General features: G+C 66.8%; 23 protein-coding genes. 11 read left to right on the forward strand and 12 right to left on the reverse strand.

The window, feature by feature from the left end; translation table 11 throughout:
* The first annotated feature begins 4 nt into the window (after nucleotides 1-4).
* The 4 genes from rsfS to UU7_RS01475 are packed head-to-tail and all read left to right on the forward strand — an operon-like array spanning nucleotide 5 to nucleotide 1956.
* Entirely contained in the window at nucleotides 5-403 is a 399-nt protein-coding gene (gene rsfS, locus UU7_RS01460) for a ribosome silencing factor (RefSeq protein WP_007804683.1), read from the forward strand.
* A 12-nt stretch (nucleotides 404-415) separates the two neighbouring features.
* Nucleotides 416-886: a 23S rRNA (pseudouridine(1915)-N(3))-methyltransferase RlmH gene (gene rlmH, locus UU7_RS01465; RefSeq protein ID WP_007804685.1), complete on the forward strand. Its 471-nt coding sequence runs from the start codon at nucleotides 416-418 to the stop codon at nucleotides 884-886.
* 18 nt (nucleotides 887-904) lie between these two features.
* Nucleotides 905-1354: a GNAT family N-acetyltransferase gene (locus UU7_RS01470; RefSeq protein WP_007804687.1), complete on the forward strand. Its 450-nt coding sequence runs from the start codon at nucleotides 905-907 to the stop codon at nucleotides 1352-1354.
* 26 nt (nucleotides 1355-1380) lie between these two features.
* A complete protein-coding gene (locus tag UU7_RS01475) occupies nucleotides 1381-1956 on the forward strand; it encodes a Maf family protein (RefSeq protein ID WP_007804689.1) in 576 nt (191 codons plus the stop codon).
* Here UU7_RS01475 and UU7_RS01480 read toward each other — a convergent pair.
* Complete coding sequence (locus tag UU7_RS01480; RefSeq protein ID WP_007804691.1) at nucleotides 1940-2758, reverse strand: CPBP family intramembrane glutamic endopeptidase; 819 nt, start codon at nucleotides 2756-2758, stop codon at nucleotides 1940-1942. The genes UU7_RS01475 and UU7_RS01480 overlap by 17 nt on opposite strands.
* Nucleotides 2759-2937: 179 nt before the next feature.
* Here UU7_RS01480 and UU7_RS01485 point away from each other — a divergent pair, with 179 nt between their 5' ends.
* Nucleotides 2938-3714, forward strand: coding sequence for a class I SAM-dependent methyltransferase (locus UU7_RS01485; RefSeq protein WP_007804692.1), 777 nt, complete (start codon nucleotides 2938-2940; stop codon nucleotides 3712-3714).
* A gap of 2 nt (nucleotides 3715-3716) precedes the next feature.
* Here UU7_RS01485 and UU7_RS01490 read toward each other — a convergent pair whose 3' ends face one another.
* Nucleotides 3717-4109 (reverse strand): MAPEG family protein, encoded by a 393-nt coding sequence (locus UU7_RS01490; protein ID WP_007804694.1) that lies wholly within the window; start codon nucleotides 4107-4109, stop codon nucleotides 3717-3719.
* A 122-nt stretch (nucleotides 4110-4231) separates the two neighbouring features.
* Between UU7_RS01490 and ypfJ the strand changes: the two genes are divergently transcribed.
* Nucleotides 4232-5095 carry a KPN_02809 family neutral zinc metallopeptidase gene (gene ypfJ, locus UU7_RS01495; protein WP_007804696.1) on the forward strand — a complete coding sequence of 288 codons (864 nt, stop codon included), beginning with the start codon at nucleotides 4232-4234 and terminating at the stop codon, nucleotides 5093-5095.
* Nucleotides 5096-5296: 201 nt separating this feature from the next.
* Nucleotides 5297-5683: a YkgJ family cysteine cluster protein gene (locus UU7_RS01500; RefSeq protein WP_007804698.1), complete on the forward strand. Its 387-nt coding sequence runs from the start codon at nucleotides 5297-5299 to the stop codon at nucleotides 5681-5683.
* A gap of 34 nt (nucleotides 5684-5717) precedes the next feature.
* Here UU7_RS01500 and UU7_RS01505 read toward each other — a convergent pair whose 3' ends face one another.
* Entirely contained in the window at nucleotides 5718-7331 is a 1614-nt protein-coding gene (locus tag UU7_RS01505) for a tetratricopeptide repeat-containing sulfotransferase family protein (RefSeq protein WP_007804700.1), read from the reverse strand.
* Nucleotides 7332-7411: 80 nt separating this feature from the next.
* The gene (locus UU7_RS01510; protein WP_007804704.1) at nucleotides 7412-9328 is read right to left on the reverse strand and encodes a DEAD/DEAH box helicase; all 1917 of its coding nucleotides are present in this window, start codon (nucleotides 9326-9328) and stop codon (nucleotides 7412-7414) included.
* A 143-nt stretch (nucleotides 9329-9471) separates the two neighbouring features.
* On the opposite strand from UU7_RS01510, the gene fghA reads away from it, so the two are divergent.
* On the forward strand, nucleotides 9472-10320 hold the full coding sequence (gene fghA / locus UU7_RS01515; protein WP_007804705.1) for an S-formylglutathione hydrolase: 849 nt from the start codon (nucleotides 9472-9474) through the stop codon (nucleotides 10318-10320).
* Between the two features lie 26 nt (nucleotides 10321-10346).
* Here the strand turns inward: fghA and UU7_RS01520 are convergent, their stop codons facing one another.
* Together UU7_RS01520 and UU7_RS01525 are read right to left on the reverse strand one after the other, a co-directional pair.
* Nucleotides 10347-11675 carry a DEAD/DEAH box helicase gene (locus UU7_RS01520; RefSeq protein ID WP_007804707.1) on the reverse strand — a complete coding sequence of 443 codons (1329 nt, stop codon included), beginning with the start codon at nucleotides 11673-11675 and terminating at the stop codon, nucleotides 10347-10349.
* A 162-nt stretch (nucleotides 11676-11837) separates the two neighbouring features.
* Nucleotides 11838-12497, reverse strand: coding sequence for a class I SAM-dependent methyltransferase (locus UU7_RS01525; protein ID WP_007804710.1), 660 nt, complete (start codon nucleotides 12495-12497; stop codon nucleotides 11838-11840).
* A gap of 143 nt (nucleotides 12498-12640) precedes the next feature.
* On the opposite strand from UU7_RS01525, the gene UU7_RS01530 reads away from it, so the two are divergent.
* Together UU7_RS01530 and UU7_RS01535 are read left to right on the forward strand one after the other, a co-directional pair.
* Nucleotides 12641-13870 (forward strand): MFS transporter, encoded by a 1230-nt coding sequence (locus tag UU7_RS01530; protein ID WP_007804712.1) that lies wholly within the window; start codon nucleotides 12641-12643, stop codon nucleotides 13868-13870.
* Between the two features lie 69 nt (nucleotides 13871-13939).
* Complete coding sequence (locus UU7_RS01535; protein WP_007804713.1) at nucleotides 13940-14425, forward strand: FKBP-type peptidyl-prolyl cis-trans isomerase; 486 nt, start codon at nucleotides 13940-13942, stop codon at nucleotides 14423-14425.
* 125 nt (nucleotides 14426-14550) lie between these two features.
* Here UU7_RS01535 and UU7_RS01540 read toward each other — a convergent pair whose 3' ends face one another.
* The 3 genes from UU7_RS01540 to UU7_RS01550 all read right to left on the reverse strand — a co-directional run bounded on the left by UU7_RS01540 (nucleotide 14551) and on the right by UU7_RS01550 (nucleotide 17094).
* Nucleotides 14551-15051, reverse strand: coding sequence for a C40 family peptidase (locus UU7_RS01540; protein ID WP_040672661.1), 501 nt, complete (start codon nucleotides 15049-15051; stop codon nucleotides 14551-14553).
* Between the two features lie 140 nt (nucleotides 15052-15191).
* Nucleotides 15192-15497 (reverse strand): energy transducer TonB, encoded by a 306-nt coding sequence (locus tag UU7_RS01545; protein ID WP_007804717.1) that lies wholly within the window; start codon nucleotides 15495-15497, stop codon nucleotides 15192-15194.
* 247 nt (nucleotides 15498-15744) lie between these two features.
* Entirely contained in the window at nucleotides 15745-17094 is a 1350-nt protein-coding gene (locus tag UU7_RS01550; RefSeq protein WP_007804719.1) for a hypothetical protein, read from the reverse strand.
* A gap of 100 nt (nucleotides 17095-17194) precedes the next feature.
* On the opposite strand from UU7_RS01550, the gene hutG reads away from it, so the two are divergent.
* Entirely contained in the window at nucleotides 17195-17974 is a 780-nt protein-coding gene (gene hutG / locus UU7_RS01555) for an N-formylglutamate deformylase (RefSeq protein ID WP_007804721.1), read from the forward strand.
* Nucleotides 17975-18010: 36 nt separating this feature from the next.
* On the opposite strand, the gene UU7_RS01560 is transcribed toward hutG, so the two are convergent.
* Genes UU7_RS01560 through UU7_RS01570 form a run of 3 tightly spaced genes read right to left on the reverse strand, consistent with a single transcriptional unit; the run spans nucleotide 18011 to nucleotide 20621 of the window.
* Entirely contained in the window at nucleotides 18011-18442 is a 432-nt protein-coding gene (locus UU7_RS01560) for a RidA family protein (protein ID WP_007804722.1), read from the reverse strand.
* Nucleotides 18439-19104, reverse strand: coding sequence for a carbonate dehydratase (gene can, locus UU7_RS01565; protein ID WP_007804724.1), 666 nt, complete (start codon nucleotides 19102-19104; stop codon nucleotides 18439-18441). Before can ends, UU7_RS01560 begins: the two co-directional genes overlap by 4 nt.
* Nucleotides 19101-20621, reverse strand: coding sequence for an aldehyde dehydrogenase (locus UU7_RS01570; RefSeq protein WP_007804726.1), 1521 nt, complete (start codon nucleotides 20619-20621; stop codon nucleotides 19101-19103). The genes can and UU7_RS01570 overlap by 4 nt, the downstream gene beginning before the upstream one ends.
* Nucleotides 20622-20648 lie beyond the last annotated feature (27 nt).

Consider the following 20648-nt stretch of genomic DNA (forward strand, 5'->3'; position numbering starts at 1 on the left):
CCTCTTGAGCACTGCCCGTACCAACAAGTCCGTCACCACGGCCACCCTGCGCAAGTCGGTCATCGACGCGCTGGAAGAACTGAAAGCCAAGGACGTGCGCGAGATCGACGTCCGCGGCAAGACCTCCATCGCCGACCTGCTGGTCATCGCATCGGGCACCTCCGCCCGCCACGTCAAGTCGATTGCCGACGAAGTCACCAAGTTCGCCAAGAAGGCCGGCGTGATGCCGCTGGGCGTGGAAGGCGAGACCGAGGGCGAGTGGGTGCTGGTCGACCTGGGCGACGTGATCGTCCACGTGATGCTGCCGCGCATCCGCGAGTTCTACGGCCTGGAACGGCTGTGGACGGTGGGCGACCACGGCCACGAAGGCGAGGCGGGCGGCGAAGCCGCACAGGCAGGCTGAGTCGCTGCGCCGATGCGTGCCCGCCTGATCGCCGTCGGGGAGCGCATGCCCGGTTGGGTGGCGGAAGGTTTCGCCGAATACCGCAAGCGGCTTTCCCATGACCTGCCGCTGGATCTGGTTGAGCTGAAACCCGGCACCCGCGGCAAGGGCCGCGACGATGCGCGGGCGATCCAGGACGAAGGCGCGGCGATCCTCGCCGCCCTGCCGCACGACATCCATGTGGTCGCGCTGGACGGCCGCGGCAAGACCTGGTCCAGCGAAGAGCTGGCTGCGCAACTGGAGAAGTGGCGCATGACCGGGCGCGACCTGGCCTTCCTGATCGGGGGACCCGACGGTCACGCGCCCGAGGTACTGCAACGCGCCGACCAGCGCTGGTCGCTCGGGCCGCTCACCCTGCCGCACATGCTGGTGCGGCTGGTGCTGGCCGAGCAGCTGTATCGCGCGACCACGATCATGAGCGGCCACCCCTATCATCGGGCTTGATGCTTCCAGGGAGCGCGTATGTCCTTTTCCGTCCGTTCGGCAACCCGTTCCGATCTCGATGCGCTGGTGCCGCTGTTCGATGGCTACCGGCAGTTCTACGGCCAGCCGTCCGATCCGGCGGGTGCCCGCGAGTTCCTGGCGGCACGGCTTGCCCGCCATGAATCGCTGATCCTGCTGGCCTGCGACGAACGCGGCGAAGGGCTTGGTTTCACCCAGTTGTATCCACTGTTTTCCTCGGTGCGCATGGTGCGCACCTGGCTGCTCAACGACCTGTTCGTGAGCGCGTCGGCGCGCCGACGCGGCGTGGCGGCGGCATTGCTGCGCGCGGCGGCGGACCAGGCGCGCGCGCTGGGGGCAGCCAGTCTGTCGCTGTCCACCGCGCTGGACAATGCCCCGGCGCAAGCGCTCTACGAATCACTGGGCTGGCGGCGTGACTCGCAGTTCTGCGAGTACGGGCTGACCCTCTGACTTTCCCCGCATCCGTCGGACTTCGCATGCTGTATCTCGCCTCGCAATCGCCACGCCGCCGTCAGTTGCTGGAGCAGTTGGGCGTGGCCTTTGCGGTGATCGATGTCGAGGTGACCGAGCAGCGCGAAGCGGGTGAATCACCGCAGGACTACGTGAGCCGGGTCGCTCGCGACAAGGCCCGTGCCGGCCTGGCAGCGCTGACGGATGCATCATCGGCGTGGGTGCTGGGCGCGGACACCGAGGTGGTGCTGGACGACGAGGTGTTCGGCAAGCCTCGCGATGCCGCGGATGCGGCCGCGATGCTGCGGCGGCTCTCCGGTCGCACGCATACGGTGATTTCGACGCTGTGGCTGGTTGGCGGGCAGGGCGAGTACCGGGAGGAATGCCTTTCCCGGGTGCGGTTTGGCGCGCTGGATGATGGGCTGATCCAGGCTTACGTAGCCAGCGGCGAGCCGTTCGGCAAGGCCGGCGCCTATGCCATCCAGGGACGCGCGGGGGCCATGGTCGAGCATCTGGCCGGCAGCTATTCCGGGGTGATGGGGCTGCCGCTGTTCGAAACGGCGCGATTGCTGCGTCGTGGCGGTATCAGCCCGTCGCCCTGACGGCGATGAACCAGCCGACGACGGCCAGCAGATTGTTGATGCCGTGTGCCAGCACGCCGGGCCAGATCGACTTTGAACCCAGGCGCAGGACCGCCAGCAGCACGGCCAGCAGCAGCAGGTTCGGCAGCGCATACCACTGGTAATCCAGCCCCGGCAGATGGATCAGCACAAATGCCAGAGAACTGAGCGCCACCGCCAGGCCGGCACGGCAATGCCTCATCAGGGCCGACAGCAGCACGCCGCGAAACAGCAGTTCCTCCACGACCGGCCCCACGCCGACCACCACCAGCACCAGCAGGAGGCGCGATGCCAGCGGAGTCCGCGCGCCGATCTGCTCGATGTCCTGGGTCACCGGATGGCCATGCGCCAGCCACTGCGTCAGCAGCGAACCGATCCACGGCAGCAGCAGGCCGGTGGCGATGGCCAGTGCGAAGAACCAGGTCCGGCTGGGCGCAACGAAACCCAGCCCCGGCGGCTGAGCCGTCGACCACCACGCGCCCCACTGCCGATGCGCCAGCCACAGGGTCAGTGGCGCGGCCACGCCCAGCGAGACGATCGCCAGCCAGGCCTGCATGCCTGGCCGGGCGAGGGTGGTGCCGACGGCAACTTCCAGGCCGGTCGCCGGGTGATCGAACATCGCGGCGAACATGGCTACCAGCGCAAACGCGAATCCGGCCAGCAATTGCAGCGCAAAGTAGCCCGCGATGATGCCTACCGCGCCGCCCAGGCCCGGTGGCAGTCGATATGTCGTGCTGGAGGGCAGGGCGGGTGGCCGGGGTGTCTGGGTACCACTGACTTCCATGCGTTGATCATGCCTGCGGGATGCTGGTGAAGGCGCGGCGCGCGCTTCGAGGTGTCACCCGCCGGACAGGTCTTCACCCGTGCCGGGAGCGTGCGTGGGCCACGGCTTGCAGCGCGGGGTCATGCCGCTACTATGCCAAACAGCAGAAGCTTGCGTCACCAGTGGCTACAGGGGGTGTGATGGCTATCGACTTCGGCAGGACGGCCGCTGACTACGCGCGCCATCGGGCAGGGTTCCCCGAAATCTTCTTCGATCGCCTGCTCAGCGACGGCTGCGTCCATACCGGTGACGTCGTACTGGATCTGGGTACGGGCACCGGCACGGTGGCCCGCGGGATGGCCTTGCGCGGCTGCGAGGTCACCGGCCTGGATCATTCCGCTCCGCTGTTGGCGCAAGCCGCGGAGCTGGATCGCGCCGCGGGTGTGCAGGTGAAACAGGTCAGGGCCAGGGTCGAGAACGCCGACTTCGCACCGGCTTCTTTCGACGTGGTGACGGCCGGACAATGCTGGCACTGGTTCGAGCGCGCCCGCAGCGCCGCGCTGGTGCGCAAGTGGCTGCGGCCCGGCGGTCGTTTCGTGATCGCGCATTTCGACTGGGTACCGCTGAACGGCAACATGGTGCAGGACACCGAGCGCCTGATCCTTGCCTACAACGCGGGCTGGACCATGCACAGCGGCAGTGGCCTTTATCCGGCATGGCTCAAGGACCTGGCCGAAGCCGGCTTCAGCGACCTGCGCACCTGGTCGCTGGACGTGGAGGTTTCCTACAGCCACGCGGACTGGCGGGGGCGCATCCGCGCCAGTGCCGGCATCGGTGCCAGCCTGGACGAAACAAGAGTCCAGCGCTTCGATGCCGAGCTGGCCGCGTTGCTGGCCGCGCGTCACGCCGGCGAGCCGATGGCGGTGCCGCATCGTCTGTGGGTATTGAGCGGCACCGCTCCGGGTTTGCTCGGCTGACTTCAGCCGACCATCATCGCGCGGGCCACGCCGATGCAGGCCATCACCAGTGCCGCAGCCCAGCCCAGCATGCTCACCAGATAACCCGGTCCGCGCTTGCCGGCGTCGCGCAGATAGGCCAGGGCATACCACACGCGGCCAGCCAGCCAGACCAGGCCCGCGATGCCGGCCCATCCGGTGAAGCCGTAGTGAGCCGCCAGCCACAGTGTCGGCAGGAACATCACCGTGGCCTCCAGCGTGTTCATCTGTACCCGATAGGCCCGCTCGAAGGCCGGGTCGCCGGTGGTCGCGGGTGCCTTGACGCCGTACTTGCCGCGGGCGTGGCCAACCGCCCACATGGTGCCGAACATCAGCAATACGGTGAGCAGGGTAACCAGGGCGGGCAGATGGGTCATGCTGAAATCCTCACGAAGGGTGGCCTACTTTAGCCGTGATGTCCGACGTGGCGCGATGCGCGGCAGCGCGCTATCGTCGCCGGACAGCGCCGAGGCGCACGTACCAGCACTGCGGGGGATCTATGGATTGGCGGAAGGGTGGCAGCAGCAACAACGTCGAGATCGACAGTGGCGGCGGCGGTGGCGGCCGGCGCTTCGGCGGTGGTCGTGGCATGGGCCTGGGCACCATCGTGGTGCTGGCGCTGATCGGCTGGATCTTCTTCAAGAACCCGATGGCTTTGCTGGACCAGGGCGGCATCCAGCCCGGCGCCGGCGGCCAGACCGGCGTGCCGGCCCAGGTCGATCCCGAGCAGAAGGATTTCGTCAGCGCCGTATTGCATTCCACCGAGCAGAGCTGGGGCGAGATCTTTCGCGAACACGGCGCCACCTATGTCGAGCCGAAACTGCACCTGTTCAGCGGCGGCGTGAGTACGGCCTGCGGCAGCGCCAGCACGGCGGTGGGCCCGTTCTATTGCCCGGGTGACCAGAAGGTCTACCTGGACGTGGCGTTCTTCCAGCAACTGCAGGACGAACTGCATTCCTCCGGCGACTTCGCCCGCGCGTACGTGATTGCGCACGAGGTCGGCCATCACGTGCAGAAGCTGACCGGCGTGTTCGACAAGGTCGACCAGGCCCGGCGCCAGGGCGCCCCGATGGATGGCGCCGACGGCCTGTCGGTGCGACAGGAACTGCAGGCGGACTGCTATGCCGGCGTGTGGGCCAACCACAGCCAGCAGGAGTTGAACTGGCTGCAGCCGGGTGACATCGAATCGGCCCTCAACGCCGCCAGCCACATCGGCGACGACACCCTGCAGCAGCAGGCGCAAGGCCGCGTGCGTCCGGACACCTTCACCCACGGCACCTCGGCCCAGCGCGTGAAGTGGTTCAAGACCGGGTTCGCCAGCGGCGACATGGCCCGGTGCAATACCTTTGCCGGAGAGCCATAAGCACTCAAGCGCTCGACCTCCGGTCGAGCGCTTTCCGCTTACCTCCCCTGCGCGCAGGGGAGGGCAAGGGTGGGGTCGCTCTTGCCGCACGGCCTCCCGCAAAAAGGGGAGCGAGGCGACATCGCTCCCCCACTCCCCAGCCGCGTCCCCGCGCACTAGAATCCGCTCCCTGCGCGCCTCGGGGCGCCCCTGGTCGGTTCGATGGATCATCCCTGCCTGCGTTGCGGTGCCTGCTGCGCGTTCTATCGCGTGGCCTTCCATTGGTCGGAAGCGGAGGCGTTCCTCGGCGGCTGCGTGCCGCCCGAGCTGACCGAGAAACTTGATCCGCACCGGCTGGCCATGCGCGGCACCAACGCTGCGCAGATACGCTGCGTGGCGCTGCAGGGCGTGGTGGGCGAGGCCGCCCATTGCGGCATCTATCCGCAACGACCGTCGGTATGCCGCGAAGTGCAGCCGTCATGGGAGTTCGGCGCGGTCAGCCCGCAATGCGACAAGGCGCGGCTGGCCCATGGCCTGCCCGTGCTGACGCCCGGAGACTGGCTCGACCCCTCCGATGCCGGCCTGCCGCCGTTGCCGCAAAGTGCCTGAAGCGCTGCCGGTTGGTTTTGCCTGATCGGTGCGGTCAGCCGGCCCTGGGCAGGCCCAGGCCGAAACGCAGCGGATCGAGCAGGGCGCCGTAATGCTCCGCGCGTGCCGTGTCGCGACGCAACGGCTGGCGCACCTGCGCCGCGCTGGCCGTGCGCACGTTGCGCGAGGCGCGATGGTAGTCGAGGCAGTCCGGGTCGAACGGCAGGTCGCAGAACGCCAGCAGCGCACGGATCTCGTCTTCCGGTGTGGCCAGCAAGGCCTCGTAGCGCTGGATGCGGATGCGCTGCGGCGCCGCTGCCTGCCAGGCGCCCATGATCCGTTCGTAGTCGCGGACATAGGCGGCGATGTCGGTCAGCGTGCAGGCGAAGTGCGGCAACTTGTAGAACTGCTGCTTGTAGCAGGACCAGCCTGCTTCCAGCGCATCGCGGCGGGCGTCGATGACCGGGGCGCCCGGCAGCATCGCGCCCAGCACGCCGGCCAGCAGCCAGTTCGACGGCAGCTTGTCGGTATGCCGGGGCTTGTGTCGGCGCCAGCGGGCGGTGAGCTCCAGATAGCGCCGGCCCAGTCGTTGCCAGTCGTCCGCGCCGGCCTCGTCGATCCATTGCAGCAGGGGTTTCCGGCGCCGCGCGGATTCCTCGCCGAGCACCTGTTCCAGTTCGGTGAGCTCGCTGGCGCCTTCCACCTCGGGATGGGCGGCGAGGATCTGCTCGAACAGGGTCGACCCCGAGCGTGGCAAGCCCACGATGAAGATCACTTCACGCCCGAGGCCCGTGTCGATGGGCGGCGGCAGCCGCCGGGATGCCGCAAGCAGGGCCTCGGCGTGGGCATGGAAGGCGGACGCCTGCCACGGCCTGATCTCGCGCAGTTCGGCGTTGGCGCGATTCAGCGCGTGGAAGGCCTCCTCGTAGCGTTCCTGGTCCTCGCAGACCTTGCCCAGCGCGAAACCCATCGCGATGCGGTCGGCCGGGGCGATGCCGGGCTGTCGCAAGGCGGCGCCCAGCTGTTCCCGATCCGCGTCCGATAGCGGCCGCGTCTTCATGTTTGCCAGTCCGCGCCAGGCATCGCCGCAGGCCGGATGCAGGGCCAGCGCGGCACGGTAGCGTGCGTCGGCTTCGTCGAAGCGGCCGGCGTGGACCAGGGCATCGCCGAGCAGGATCAGCGCCGGCAGGAAATCCGCCGCCAACGCATGCGCCTGCTGCAGCGCCTCGATCGCGGCGTCGGTGTCGCCATGCGACTGCAGGTTTCGGCCCAGGTTGAACCACGGCATCGGCGCAGCCGGCGCCAGCGCGCAGGCTTGCCGCCAGCTGGCGAACGCCGCCTCCATGTCTCCGCGTGCCTGCTGCACCCCGCCCAGGTCCGACCAGGCCAGCGCATAGTCGGGCCATCGCGCCAGCACCTGCTGCAGGCAGGCCTGCGCCTCGTCCTGGCGTTGCGCGCGGGTGTGCAGGATGGCGTACAGGCGCAAGGCCTCGGGATGTTCCGGGGCGAGTTCGAGGGTCGTGTCCAGCGCCACGCGCGCCGGCGCTTCGGCGCCATCGCGAATGGCGCGCGCGGCCGCCTGCAACTGTTGCAAGGCCGCCGGCGACAGGCCATCGATGCGCGGCTCGGAGCCGCTGGGCGGTTGCTGTTCGGCGTTGCGGCTGGGCATGCGACGGGTTCGCGGTGGCGATGATCCGCCGATGTTACGTGGTCGCGCCGCCGCTTATCGAGCGGCGCGACCCGAAGCGCCTACTTGCGCTTTGGCGGCTTGCCGCCGGCGGGGCGTGGCTTGAAGCCGCCGGGCTTCCTGGGACCGCCCGGCTTGTGGGACGGCGGCGCGCTGGTGCCGGTGTCGGTGCCATCCCACTCGTGGATGCGCAACTGCTGCTGCACCACCCAGACCTTCTTCAGGTGCTCGAACACTTCCTTGGGCATGCCGTCGGGCAGGTCGATCAGGCTGTAGTGGTCGCGGATGCTGAGGCGGCCGATGTACTGGCTTTCCAGACCGGCCTCGTTGGCGATCGCGCCCACGATGTTGCCCGGCTTCACGCCATGCTCGTGACCCACCTCGATGCGATAGGTGCGCTTGCCTTCCTCGGTGGCGTGCGCGCGCACCGGGCGCTGGCCGAACTCGCGCGGCGGGGCGCGGTCATGGGCGCCGTGCTCGCGCGGGCGATGTTCGGCGGGCCTGGATTCGTGCGCCGACGGGTGGCTGGCAGCCCCGGCTTCGCGTGCGTGGGGCGGACGGCGTTCGCTGCTGCGCTCGCGCGGCGCGGCGCGTTCGACCCGCTCGCGCGAGGCCGGTTCGTACTTCTCGCGCTTGGGCGGCGGCGAGAGCAGCAGCGGCTGGTCGCCCTGGGCGATGCGCGCCAGCGCGGCGGCGATCTCGATCGCCGGCACGTTGTGTTCCTGCTCGTACTGCTCGATCAGTTTCTGGAATTCGCCGAGATCATCCTGCGCCAGCATGTCGGTGATGCGCTGCTTGAACTTGCCGATGCGCACGTCGTTGACCACCTCGACCGACGGCAGCTGCATCTGCTCGATCGGCTGGCGGGTGGCACGCTCGATCGCGCCCAGCATGCCGCGCTCGCGCGGGCTGACGAACAGGATCGCCTCGCCGCTGCGGCCGGCGCGGCCGGTGCGGCCGATCCGGTGCACGTAGCTTTCGGTGTCGTACGGAATGTCGTAATTGAACACGTGGCTGATCCGCTCCACGTCGAGGCCGCGCGCGGCCACGTCGGTGGCGACCAGGATGTCGAGCTTGCCGTCCTTGAGCTGCTGGATCACCCGCTCGCGCTGCGGCTGGGCGATGTCGCCGTTGATCGCGGCGGCGGCCAGGCCGCGCGCCTGCAGCTTGCCGGCCAGCTCCTCGGTGGCCTGCTTGGTGCGCGCGAAGATGATCATCGCGTCGAACGGCTCGGCTTCGAGGATGCGGGTCAGCGCATCGAGCTTGTGCATGCCGCTGACGAACCAGTAGCGCTGGTGGATGTTCGCCGCGGTGGTGGTGGAGGACTTGATGGTGACCTCGACCGGATCCTTCAGGTGCCGCTGGGCGATCTTGCGGATCACCGTGGGCATGGTCGCCGAGAACAGCGCGACCTGGCGCTGCGGCGGCGTCGCCTGCAGCACCTTCTCGACGTCGTCGATGAAGCCCATGCGCAGCATCTCGTCGGCTTCGTCGAGCACCAGGTACTTCAGCTCCGACAGGTCCAGCGTGCCCTTGTCCAGATGATCGATGACGCGGCCGGGCGTGCCGACCACGACGTGCACGCCGCGCTTGAGCGAGTGCAGCTGCGGGCCGTAACTCTGCCCGCCGTAGATCGGCAGCACCTGCAGCCCGCGCATGTGGGTGGCGTATTTCTGGAACGCTTCGGCCACCTGGATGGCCAATTCGCGCGTGGGCGCCAGCACCAGCGCCTGCGGCTTGCCGGGCTTCAGGTCGATGCGCGAGAGGATCGGCAGCGCGAACGCGGCGGTCTTGCCGGTGCCGGTCTGCGCCTGGCCGAGCACGTCGCGCCCCTCCATCAGCGGGGGAATGGTCGCGGCCTGGATCGGCGAGGGCGACTCGTAGCCGACGTCGGCCAGTGCGCGCAGGACGTCAGGGTGCAGCTCAAGCGCGCCAAAGCCGGATGGTACCGGGGCGTTGTCGGAGACGGGGGATGACATGAGGGATACCTCTAAAACAGAAAGTGGTCGGGAAAGCGACGCACAAGGCGTGCATTCTACCAGTGCGGAGCATTGTTGAAGCTGGCGCCAGTCGACTGCGGGCCTGGAAGCTGCGGCTATGCTTGGTCGACGACTGAAGGACGATGAACATGTTTGAGACGATTTCCGAACAGCGACTGCACGGCGGTGTACAAGGCTTCTATCGCCATCACTCCGAAACCTGCGGCGGACCGATGCGCTTCGCGGTCTACCAGCCACCACAGGCGGCTGATGGGCCGTGTCCGGTGCTGTACTTCCTCGCCGGGCTGACCTGCACCGAGGAGACCGCCACCATCAAGGCCGGCGCGCAACGCCTGGCTGCCGAACTGGGCCTGGTGCTGGTGATGCCCGATACCAGTCCGCGCAACACCGGTTTCGAAGGCGCCACCGGCGACTGGGAATTCGGCGAAGGCGCAGGTTTCTACCTCGATGCCACCCAGGCGCCCTGGTCGTCCCGCTTCCGCATGTACAGCTACGTGGCCCGCGAACTGCCCGAACTGATCGCCGCCCGGTTCCCGGTCGATGCCTCGCGCAGCGGCATTTGCGGGCATTCCATGGGCGGACTCGGTGCGCTGGTCATCGCCTTGCGGCATCCGTCTCGGTACCGCTCGGTGTCGGCCTTCGCCCCGATCGTGGCGCCCAGCCAGGTGCCCTGGGGACACAAGGCGCTGCCGCATTACCTGGGCGACAATCGCGACAGCTGGGCAGAATACGATCCCTGCGAACTGGTGCGACAACAGACCTTTCCCGGAACCATCCTGGTCGATCAGGGCGAAGCCGATGGCTTCCTCGAAACCCAGCTGAAACCCGAGCTGTTCGACCAGGCCTGCGCTGAAGCGGACCAGTCGCTGCTGTTGCGCCGGCATGCCGGCTACGATCACAGCTACTGGTTCATCGGCAGCTTCATCGACGACCATCTGCGCCACCATGCGGCGGCGCTTGGCCTGTCGTAGCGGCTCGCGAACGGACCCCTACGGGTTCAGGCCTTGGCCGCCGGACGCGAGTTCGAACGGCGGCGCTGGTTGCCGGCAGCATGGTCACCGCGGCCCTGGGGCGCGTAGCCGTTCGGTCGCGCTGCACCGGCGGGCTTGCCCTGACGCGGCGCGCGCTGCTGCTGACGCTGACCACCGCCACCCTGCTTGGGACGTGGCGCGCCGGCGTCCAGGCGCAGCGGTGCGGAGGGCTCGTAACCGGTCACCGCGGTGATCGCGATGTCCTGCTTGAGCAGCTTGCGGATGTCGAACAGCAGGCCGGACTCGTCATGGCTGACCAGCGACAGTGCCAGGCCTTCCATGCCGGCGCGCCCGGTGCGGCCGATGCGATGCACGTAATCCTCGGCCACTGACGGCAGATCGAAGTTGATCACGATCGGCAACTGCTCGATGTCGATGCCGCGGGCGGCGATGTCGGTGGCGACCATCACCGTGACGCGGCCGCTCTTGAAGTCGCTGAGCGCACGGGTGCGGGCGTTCTGGCTCTTGTTGCCGTGGATCGCGGCACTGCGCAGGCCGGAGGCGTTGAGGAAGGTCACCAGCTTGTCGGCGCCGTGCTTGGTGCGGCTGAACACCAGGGTCTGGCGGCGGCTGTCCTGCGACAGCACGTGCAGCAGCAGGTCGCGCTTGCGCGAGGCGTCGACCGGATGCACCTGGTGGCTGACCAGGGTGGTCACGGTGTTCGGCGCGGAGACCGAGATCTCCTTCGGGTTGTGCATGAACTCCATCGCCAGCGTCTTGATCGCCGGCGCGAAGGTGGCCGAGAACAACAGGGTCTGGCGGCGCTTCGGCACCGACTGCAGGATGCGCTTCAGCGCCGGCAGGAAGCCCATGTCCAGCATGCGGTCGGCTTCGTCGAGGATCAGCGTTTCCACCGCGGACAGATCCAGCGTGCGCTGCTGCATGTGGTCGATCAGGCGGCCGGGGGTGGCGATGACGATGTCTACGCCGCGACGCAGCGCGTTGATCTGCGGGCCCATGCCGACGCCGCCGAAGATGGTAGTGGCGCTGATCTGGATGAACTTGCTGTAGTCCCGGATGTTCTCGTGGATCTGCGCCGCGAGTTCGCGGGTCGGCGTGAGGATCAGCGCACGCGGGCGCCGGGTCATCGTCTGGCCGCTGGTGGACAGCTTTTGCAACAGGGGCAGCGCGAACGCCGCGGTCTTGCCGGTGCCGGTCTGGGCGGCAGCAAGCAGGTCGTGACCTTCCAGCACGGACGGGATCGCCGCGGCCTGGATCGGGGTGGGCTGGGTGTAGCCGTAATCGGCAAGCGCACGCAACAACGCGGGCGCAAGGCCCAGCGAATCGAAAGACATGGAACACTCCTGAGCAACCCGGAGTGTTCATACCGTGTTGCAGACTAAGGGAAAGGGGCGACGGTGTGTCGCAACGTTCGTGGGGCCGAACGCGGAGCGGAGTATAGCCGATACATCGGCGCCGTGCGCGCGGACCGTTCGTGAAACTGAACGGCCAGCCGATCAGGCCTGCGGTCGGCGCGCCACGATCAGGTAGCTGTTGAACGGCGTGCGGCCGCGCAAGGGCTCAATGCGCACGTCCAGCCCGACGTCCTCCAGGGGCGCCCGCAGCTCGCTGGCGCTGGGATAGTGCTGCGGGCCTCCGGGAATCCAGCCCGATGCATGCAGGAAGAACTCCTCGATGCGGGTGGCGTGAAACCGCCAGTTCCGTTCGCGCAGCACGTTGCGGATGATCAGTCGACCGTCCGGGGCAAGATGGCGCGCGGCCGAACGCAGCAGGTCGGACTGGCGGGAAGCGGGCAGGTAGTGCAGCACGTCCAGCACGGTGACGTCGCCCTGCACCGACGGCAGCTCGGCCGCGTCGGCGTGTTGCAGTTCCATCAGGTCTTCCAGTCCGCCGCGCCGGGCGGCCAGCCGGCCGGAGGCGATCTTGCGCGGATCGTGGTCCAGCCCGAAGTAGCGCCGCTTCCGGCCCTGGGTGTTCAGATACTGTCCGAGCAGGCCGATGCCGCAACCGATGTCCAGCAGGGGCAGCGAGCTTTCTTCCAGCAGCGCCGCGGTGGCGGCGTAGACCGGGTCGCCGGCCAGCTTGCCGCGGACATAGCCACGCTGGATGACGTTGTCATAACGGCTTGCGATGCGCTGGCGGCTGCGATGATCCATCCGGGTCCCACGTCTGGAGAGGTTCCTGCAGCCTAAGACATCCGCGCGATGCAGGCCATGCGGGCCGATTCCGCCCGTTTGGCCGTCTACCGGCATAGGATGGCGGCCAGTCCACGATCCGCTCCTGACCCGGCGAGGCCACGATGTCACTGCTTGCACCCCTGCGTGAACTCGATTCCACCCAACGCCATACCGTGCTGGCAAGTTTCCTCGGCTGGACGCTGGATGCCTTCGACTACTTCCTGCTGACCTTCGTGATCGTCACGGTGGCGAAGGAGTTCGAGGTGGCCACGACGCAGGTGATCTATGCGCTGTTCCTGACCCTCTCCGCTCGGCCACTGGGCGCCTTGCTGTTCGGGCGACTGGCCGATCGCTTCGGACGACGCCCGATCCTGATGCTGGACGTGGTGCTGTTTTCGCTGTTCGAGCTGGCCACCGCGTTTGCGACCTCGCTCACCATGTTGCTGGTGCTGCGTTTCCTGTTCGGGGTCGCGATGGGCGGCGAATGGGGCATCGGCGCATCGCTGGCGATGGAGTCGATCCCGGCGAAGGCGCGCGGGGCCGTGTCCGGCCTGCTGCAGAGTGGCTACCCGTGCGGGTTTTTCCTGGCGGCCCTGGCGAACTGGCTGCTGGTGGATCACATCGGCTGGCGCGGGCTGTTCGTGGTCGGCGCGATTCCGGCCTTGCTGGTGCTGTACATCCGGCGCAAGGTGCCGGAATCGACGGTATGGCAGGCGGGCCAGGGCACCGGTCGTCGCCCCGGCCTGCTCGAATCCATGAAGGGGCACTGGAAGCTGGCGATCTACCTGATGCTGCTGATGATGGCGTTCAACATGTTCAGCCACGGCTCGCAGGACCTCTATCACACCTTCGAGGAATCCAGCCTGCATCTGCCGACGGGTTCGACCGCGGCCTTCGTGCTGGTGGCCCTGCTCAACCTCGGTGCCCTGGTCGGCGGACTCTACTTCGGTGCGCTTTCGGAGCGGATCGGTCGGCGCAAGGCGATGATGATCGCGGCCCTGCTGGCGATTCCGGTGATCCCGCTGTGGATGCATGGCGGTTCGCTGATCCTGCTCGGACTGGGTGCCTTCCTGATCCAGGTGATGGTGCAGGGCGCCTGGGGCGTGGTGCCGAGCCATCTCAACGAGCTGTCGCCGGCTCTGGTGCGGGGCACCTTGCCCGGTTTCGCCTACCAGATGGGCAACCTGCTGGCGGCGGTCACCGCAACCGCGCAGAACTGGCTGGCGCAGCGGCATGGCGGGGACTTCGCGTTCGCCATGTCGTGGTGGATGGTCGGGGTCGCCCTGCTGCTGGCGCTGCTGCTGTGGCTGGGGCCGGAGGCGCGCGGGGTGGGGCTTGCCGCCGAGTCCTGAGGCCGGTGGCCATCCCGCCGCCGACGGGCTGCTAGAATCCCCGGTTTGATCCCATCGACGAGACGCGCAATGAAGGCTGGCAAGGACAAGGTCATCGCAATCCACTACACGCTGACCGTGGATGGCGAGAAGGTGGAAAGCTCGCATGACCGCGATGAACAGTTGTGGATACTGCTGGGCCACGGCCAGCTGATTCCGGGCCTGGAAACCGCGCTTGAAGGCCGCGAAGCGGGCGACACGCTGTCGGTGGACGTGGCTCCCGCCGATGCCTACGGCGAGCGTCAGGAAGGCCAGATCCAGCGCATGTCGAAGAAGTATTTTCCGCAGGCAAACCGCCTCAAGCCGGGCATGACCACCGTGCTCAGCCTCAAGGAAGGCGGCCAGCGCGCGGTGACCGTGCACAAGGTCGGCATGAGCGCGATCGATGTGGACCTGAATCACCCGATGGCCGGCAAGACCCTGCATTTCGACGTCACGGTTGGCGAAGTGCGCGACGCCACCGAAGAAGAAGTCCAGCACGGTCACGCCCACGCGCCGGGCAGTGCGGAGCACTGACCGGCGCGTCAAAAAGCCAAAGTAAAACGGCGCCCATGGGCGCCGTTTTTCGTTCGCCCTCTCCCCTCCCGGGGGAGAGTTGGAGTGGGGTCGCCACGGTCTACCCGAAACCTTCTTCCCAACACTCAATCCAGCACCCGCCTCCCATAGGCAAAGTGATCACCCCAGTACGGCCCGTCGATATCGTCCAGCCGCACCGTGCCGCCGCTGTTCGGTGCATGCACGAAGCGTCCCTTGCCCACGTACACGCCGACATGGCTGATCGCGCCGCCGATGTCGAAGAACACCAGGTCGCCGCTGGCCAGCTGAGTCATCTTGCGCACCTTCCTGCCGTCCGCTGCCATCTCGTGGGAGGTGCGCGGCAGCTTGATGCCGGTGGCCGTGCGGTAGATGTAGTCGACCAGACCACTGCAGTCGAACCCGCCCGCCGGGGTGTTGCCGCCCCAGCGATACGGTGTGCCGACGAGTCCGATCGCGCGGAACAGGATGTCGTTCGCCTCGCCTGCGCTGGCCGCCGAGGGCGCGCGCGGCGGCAGGTCGGCCAATGCAGAGTGCGAGGTCCTGTAGGCGGGTTGCGGCCGGCGTGGATTGCCGGAGCAGGCGGCCAACGCGGCTATCGCCAACATCGGCAAGGCAAGATGCGCAGCTCGTGAGAGCGTGCGCGAGGCGACATGGCTGGCGGCGGGCTGCGTACTCACAAGACAACCTCGGCAGGGATGTGCCGAGGTTATCAATTCAATAATTCGCATGCAAATCAAAAGGATTTTCAGCTTTTTGAATTTCGTTTCTCAGCTTCAACCCTGTTTGGGCCATCGGTGAGAGGGTCCAGCATGAATTTCACGGGTACGCGTGCATAGCCTTCGACCGGCTGGCCATTCTTCATCTTCGGGTTGAAACGCCATTGCCTCGCCGCATGGGTTGCCGCCGCGATGAGGTCGCCGGACACCGTGCTGCTGTACTGCGGATCGTAGGTGATGCTGCCCACCGTGCCATCGGCATGAACCATGACCTTGAGCACGACCGTGCCTTGTTCGTGGTTCTGGATCGATGCGGCCGGATACCGCGGTTGCATGTTCACGTTGTGGGCGACGTCCGAGGACGCACTCTGGGCGATGCAGGAGTGGATTGGGCCTGTGCTTTTCGACGCCAAACGACCGCTGAAAGTCACTGGAAATGGGCGAATCGACCCTGGCGTAGCGAGAGTGGCGGTCTGAAGAGGCGGCCCTGGCCCCCACAGATCATCGATCTGTCGAGAGCCTTTGCGGGATGGCAGAGTGCACTTGTCGGCTCGGGTTGCTAGCAGGATCCCCGCCCACAAACTACTGCTGACCTATGCTGATGATCCGTTCGGACAATGTCTTGTCCCGGATATCCCAGGCACGCAGCCGATAGCGGCCCGGCCGAAGATACAACTTGCTTATGGTGTCACCTTGCATGAAAGCGTAGCGGTCGGCAGCGATGGCCTCGTCGTTTTCAACGATGTAGTGCGCGTCGACGACGCAGGGCGTGGTGACCCGGCACAGTGTCGTGCTGATCTCGTAGGGGATGCGTTCGTCGTGCAGGGTGAGCCATTCCGGTCGTTGCGTATTGACGAAATGCGCGAGCATGGATTGATTCCGAACCATGTCGTGGACGATCGTTGATGGTTGGGTGTAGCCACTCTCGAGCGCGCGCTGGCCTGCGGCTGGGGGCAGCAGCACGTTCATGTCGTACTGCTTCGGATGTGAGCTCCACGGCTTGCCCGTGATTCGGTTGACAAGAACGAAGGGCTCCCTGGAAGGAAAGTTCTTGACCAGTTCCGAGTAAGCATCTGGTTCTGCCGGGATCTGCTCGCGGAACTGGGTCTGGTCGATCGACAGCGGTTCGAAATCGGTCATCTGCTGCAACTGCATGGCCATCGGCATGATGTTGCCGAGGCGTCCCTTCGCCTTGTCGATATGCGCGTAGCCTGCGTGAACAAACAGTCGGGCGTCAGGGTCTTTTGCAAATACTTTCTCGTACAGGTTCTTCGCCTGCCCGGTTTCGCGTTCAGACATGTCGCGACTATCCACATCGTAGGACACGATCTTGAAGCCAAGCTTGATTGCCGTGCGCACGATCTCGCCATAGGAAGGTTCGTGCAGATAATCGCTGCCGCTGGTTCTGGTCGGATACCCCCGATGCATCAATCTGGCGTCCTCGTCGAGCAAGGCCTCTGCAGCAAAATAGTTGAATCCGAGCGCGTGCAGGCGTGGCAGCAGAGCCAGCGTAAGTTGCCTGGTATGGGCGTCGTGGTGCGCCTCGTTGATCAGTACGATGTGGTGATCGGCGGCCTGTCGGACAATCACGTCCACGGCATCCGCCGCTTTCCATTGAGCTTCCGTCGGAATGGTTGTATCTGCCGCAACGTGGCTCTTCAGCGGGAAATCACGAAGTGCCTCGTTGTAGAGACCCAGTTCGTTCTCGACCGAGGCGAACATCTGCATCGCAAGGGGCCGGTCGGCGGCGGGGAGCGTTTGCATCGTCTTGACCAGATAGACGTAGCGGGCCAGGTCATTGGGCTGCTGCTTCAATCCGTGGAACATCTCGATGGCTGCCGCACTGAAATCCTGGGCATGTACCGCAGGAATGGGCGCGGCGATCATGCAGGCCACGATGGAAAACGTTCGGAACAGCGCTCTGACTGGCATGCTCAAGCTCCCGGAAGGCTCCTTCGGCTAGCGTGCCTGCCTCCGGTGTGGCAGGCAAGCTTCGACTGAAGCTGGAGGGCAGACTGGATACAATGCCCGGATGACGACTTTCACTGTGCAGCCCGGCCGCGTGCCGCTGTTGATCAGCCTGCCGCACGACGGCTTCTTCATTCCTGCCGATATCGCGGAGCGGATGCATCCTGCCGCGCGGCGATCGCCGGATACGGATTGGCATGTGGCGCGACTGTACGAGCCGCTGGCGCAGGCGCTGGGCGCCAGCGTGCTGAAACCGCAGGCATCCCGTTACGTCGTTGACCTGAACCGTCCTGCCGATGGCCATGCCCTGTACCCGGGGCAGCGCGAGACCGGGCTGGTGTCGACCATCGGCTTCGATGGCGAGGCACTCTATCGTGACGGGCTGGAGCCGGATCAGGACGAAGTGCGGCGCCGGATCGACGAATACTGGCGGCCTTATCACCAGGCCCTGGCGCAGGAACTGGACCGGTTGTGCAACGAGCATGGTCGGGCGGTGCTGTGGGAAGGACATTCCATCCGCAGCCGGGTGCCCATGCTGTTCGAGGGGCGCTTGCCGGATTTCAACCTCGGCACGGCGAGCGGTGCGAGCTGCACGCCAGCCCTGCAGGAACGCCTGCAGTCCTGCCTGGCGTCACAGTCACGCTTCAGTTTTGCGGTCAACGGGCGCTTCAAGGGCGGCTACATCACCCGCCATTACGGTGCGCCGGAGACGGGCGTGCAGGCGGTGCAACTGGAACTGGCCCAGCTCAACTACATGGACGAAGACAGCTTCGCCTACGACGAGGCCAGGGCATCGTCGGTGCAGGAACTGATCGGGCTGTTGCTGCAGACCTGCCTGGCCTGACGGAGCGCTTGCGCCGGGCGAACACGCTGCCGCGGATCAGCGCGGCTCGGCGGGAAGGGCGGCCACGCACTTCAGCTCGATCGCGATCGGCGTCGGCAGGGCCACGATGCCGACGGTGGTGCGGCAGGCATCCACGCCGGCGAAGCATTCCGCATACAGACGGTTGTAGGTCGCGAAGTCACGCTGCATGTCGGTGAGGAACACGGTGATGTCGACCAGGTCCGTCCAGGCGGCGCCGCTGGCTTCCAGCACGGCTCGCACATTGGCGAACACCTGCCGGCATTGCGCCTCGATGTCGTAGTCGATCACCCGGCCGTCAGCATCGAGCACGTTGCCGGGAATCGCATGGCTGCCGGGCTGGCGCGGACCCACGCCGGACAGGAACAGCAGGTTGCCGACCCGCCGCGCATGCGGATATGCGCCCACCGGCGCGGGGGCTGCGTCGGTGCGAATGCCTGTGTCGCTCATGCGCCGCCTTCCCAGCGCCGCGTCAGTTCGGTGATCGCCTGGTGATAGGCGTCGGGCAATTGCTCGCGGCCACGCACGTCGAGGCCCAGGTCGTGGATATGGCCGTTGTCCAGGCCGTAGATCCACGCATGCACGGCCAGCGGCTGGCCGCGTTCCCACGCTTCGCGAACCACCGTGGTGTGGCATACGTTGAGTGCCTGCTCCAGCGCGTTCAGTTCGCACAGGTGGGCATGGCGCATCGCGAATGACTGGGCCGGGTCGAGCTTGTCGGCGTGCTTCATGGCGATGTCGGTGATGTGCCGCAACCAGTTGTCGATCAGACCCAGCCGGCTTTCCTTCAGCACCGCCCCCACGCCGCCGCAACCATAGTGGCCCACCACCAGGATGTGTTTCACCTGCAGGACATCGACCGCGAACTGGATGGTGCTGAGCGCGTTGAGGTCGGTGTGCACCACCACGTTGGCCACGTTGCGGTGCACGAAAATCTCGCCCGGCGGCAGGTCGACGATCTGGGTCGCTGGCACGCGCGAATCCGAGCAGCCGATCCACAGGTAGCGCGGCGCCTGCTGCTGCGACAACTGTTCGAAAAAGGTCGGGTCCTGCGCGGTGACCTGATCGGCCCAGCGTCGGTTGTTGGCAAGCAGGTCTTTCAGTGAATTCATCGGGACTCCATGGGTGGGACCGACGCGTCCTGGCGAGGTACGGGAGGCGCGCCATAGGCGATGCAGATGTTTTTCGGCTCGGTGAAGAAATGCAGCGCCTCGCTGCCACCCTCGCGACCGACTCCGGATTGCTTGACGCCGCCGAACGGCGTGCGCAGGTCGCGCAACAGCCAGCAGTTGATCCAGACGATGCCGAATTCGAGCTGGCCGGCCATGCGATGGGCGCGGGACAGGTCCTGCGTCCACAACGAGGCGGCCAGGCCGTAGCGGCTGTCGTTGGCGATCGCCAGCGCCTCGGCTTCGTCCTCGAAGGGAAGCAGGCACACCACCGGGCCGAAGATTTCCTGCTGGTTGGTCTGCGCCGCCGAAGGCAGGCCCTCGATCACCGTCGGGGCGATGAACCAGCCGTCGGCGCAGCGCCCGGGCAGGGTGAGCGCGCCGCCACCGCAAAGGATCTGGCCGCCCTCGTGGCGAGCCTGTTCGATGCAGCCGAGCACCTTGTCGTGGTGCGCCTGCGAAACCATCGCGCCGAGGTCACTGTCGGCCGCATCCGGATCGCCCACGCGCAAGGCTCGCACCCTGGCCAGGTAGCGCTGGCGGAAAACGTCGTAGATCGATTTCTGCACCAGCAGCCGCGAGCCGCACAGGCAGATCTCGCCCTGGTTGGCGAAGCCCGAGCGCACGATGGTGTCGAGGTTCGCGTCGGAAAGCTCGGCATCGGCGAACACGATCGCGGGGTTCTTGCCGCCCATTTCCAGCGACAGCTTCTTGAACTGCGCAGCGGCGACGCCGGCGATCCGCACCCCGGTGGCCGTGCTGCCGGTGAAGGAGACGGCCTTGACCACGGCATGTTCGACGATCGCCTGTCCCACGTCCGGGCCGCTGCCGTGCACGATGTTCAGCACGCCTGCCGGAAAACCGGCTTCGATGCTCAGTTCACCCAGCAGGGCGGCCGTGCACGGCGTGACTTCCGAGGGCTTGGCCACCACCGTGTTGCCGGCGGCCAGGGCCGGCGCGATCTTCCAGGTGAACAGGTACAGCGGCAGGTTCCACGGACTGATGCAGCCGACCACGCCCAGCGGCTGGCGCAAGGTGTAGTTGACTGCGCCGCTGCCGGGCGCGCCGGTTTCCATCGCGTGCGATTCGCTGCCCCAGCCGATGATCGCCGCGGCGAAATGGCGGAGGTTGCTGACGGCACGGGGAATATCCAGTCGGCGCGCCACGCTCAGTGGCTTGCCGCTGTCGCGCGACTCCAGCGCGGCAAATTCTTCCAGTCGCGCCGCGATCAGGTCGGCCAGCCGCTGCAGGTGATGCGCGCGCTGATCGATCGGCGTGCTTGCCCATGCGGGCGCCGCGCGGCGGGCCGCTTCCACTGCGGCAGCGACGTCGCCGGCGTCCGAGGCGGGGCATTGCATGAAGACCGAACCGGTGGCGGGTTCGTGCACGTCGAGCCAGGTATCGCGGTGCGACGCCTGCAGGCGTCCGTCGATCAGATTGGCTAGGCGCGGTATGGACATCCGCAGCAGTCTAGAACCAGCCGGCGA

The sequence above is a fragment of the Rhodanobacter spathiphylli B39 genome (assembly GCF_000264295.1).
Taxonomy (GTDB): Bacteria; Pseudomonadota; Gammaproteobacteria; order Xanthomonadales; family Rhodanobacteraceae; genus Rhodanobacter; species Rhodanobacter spathiphylli.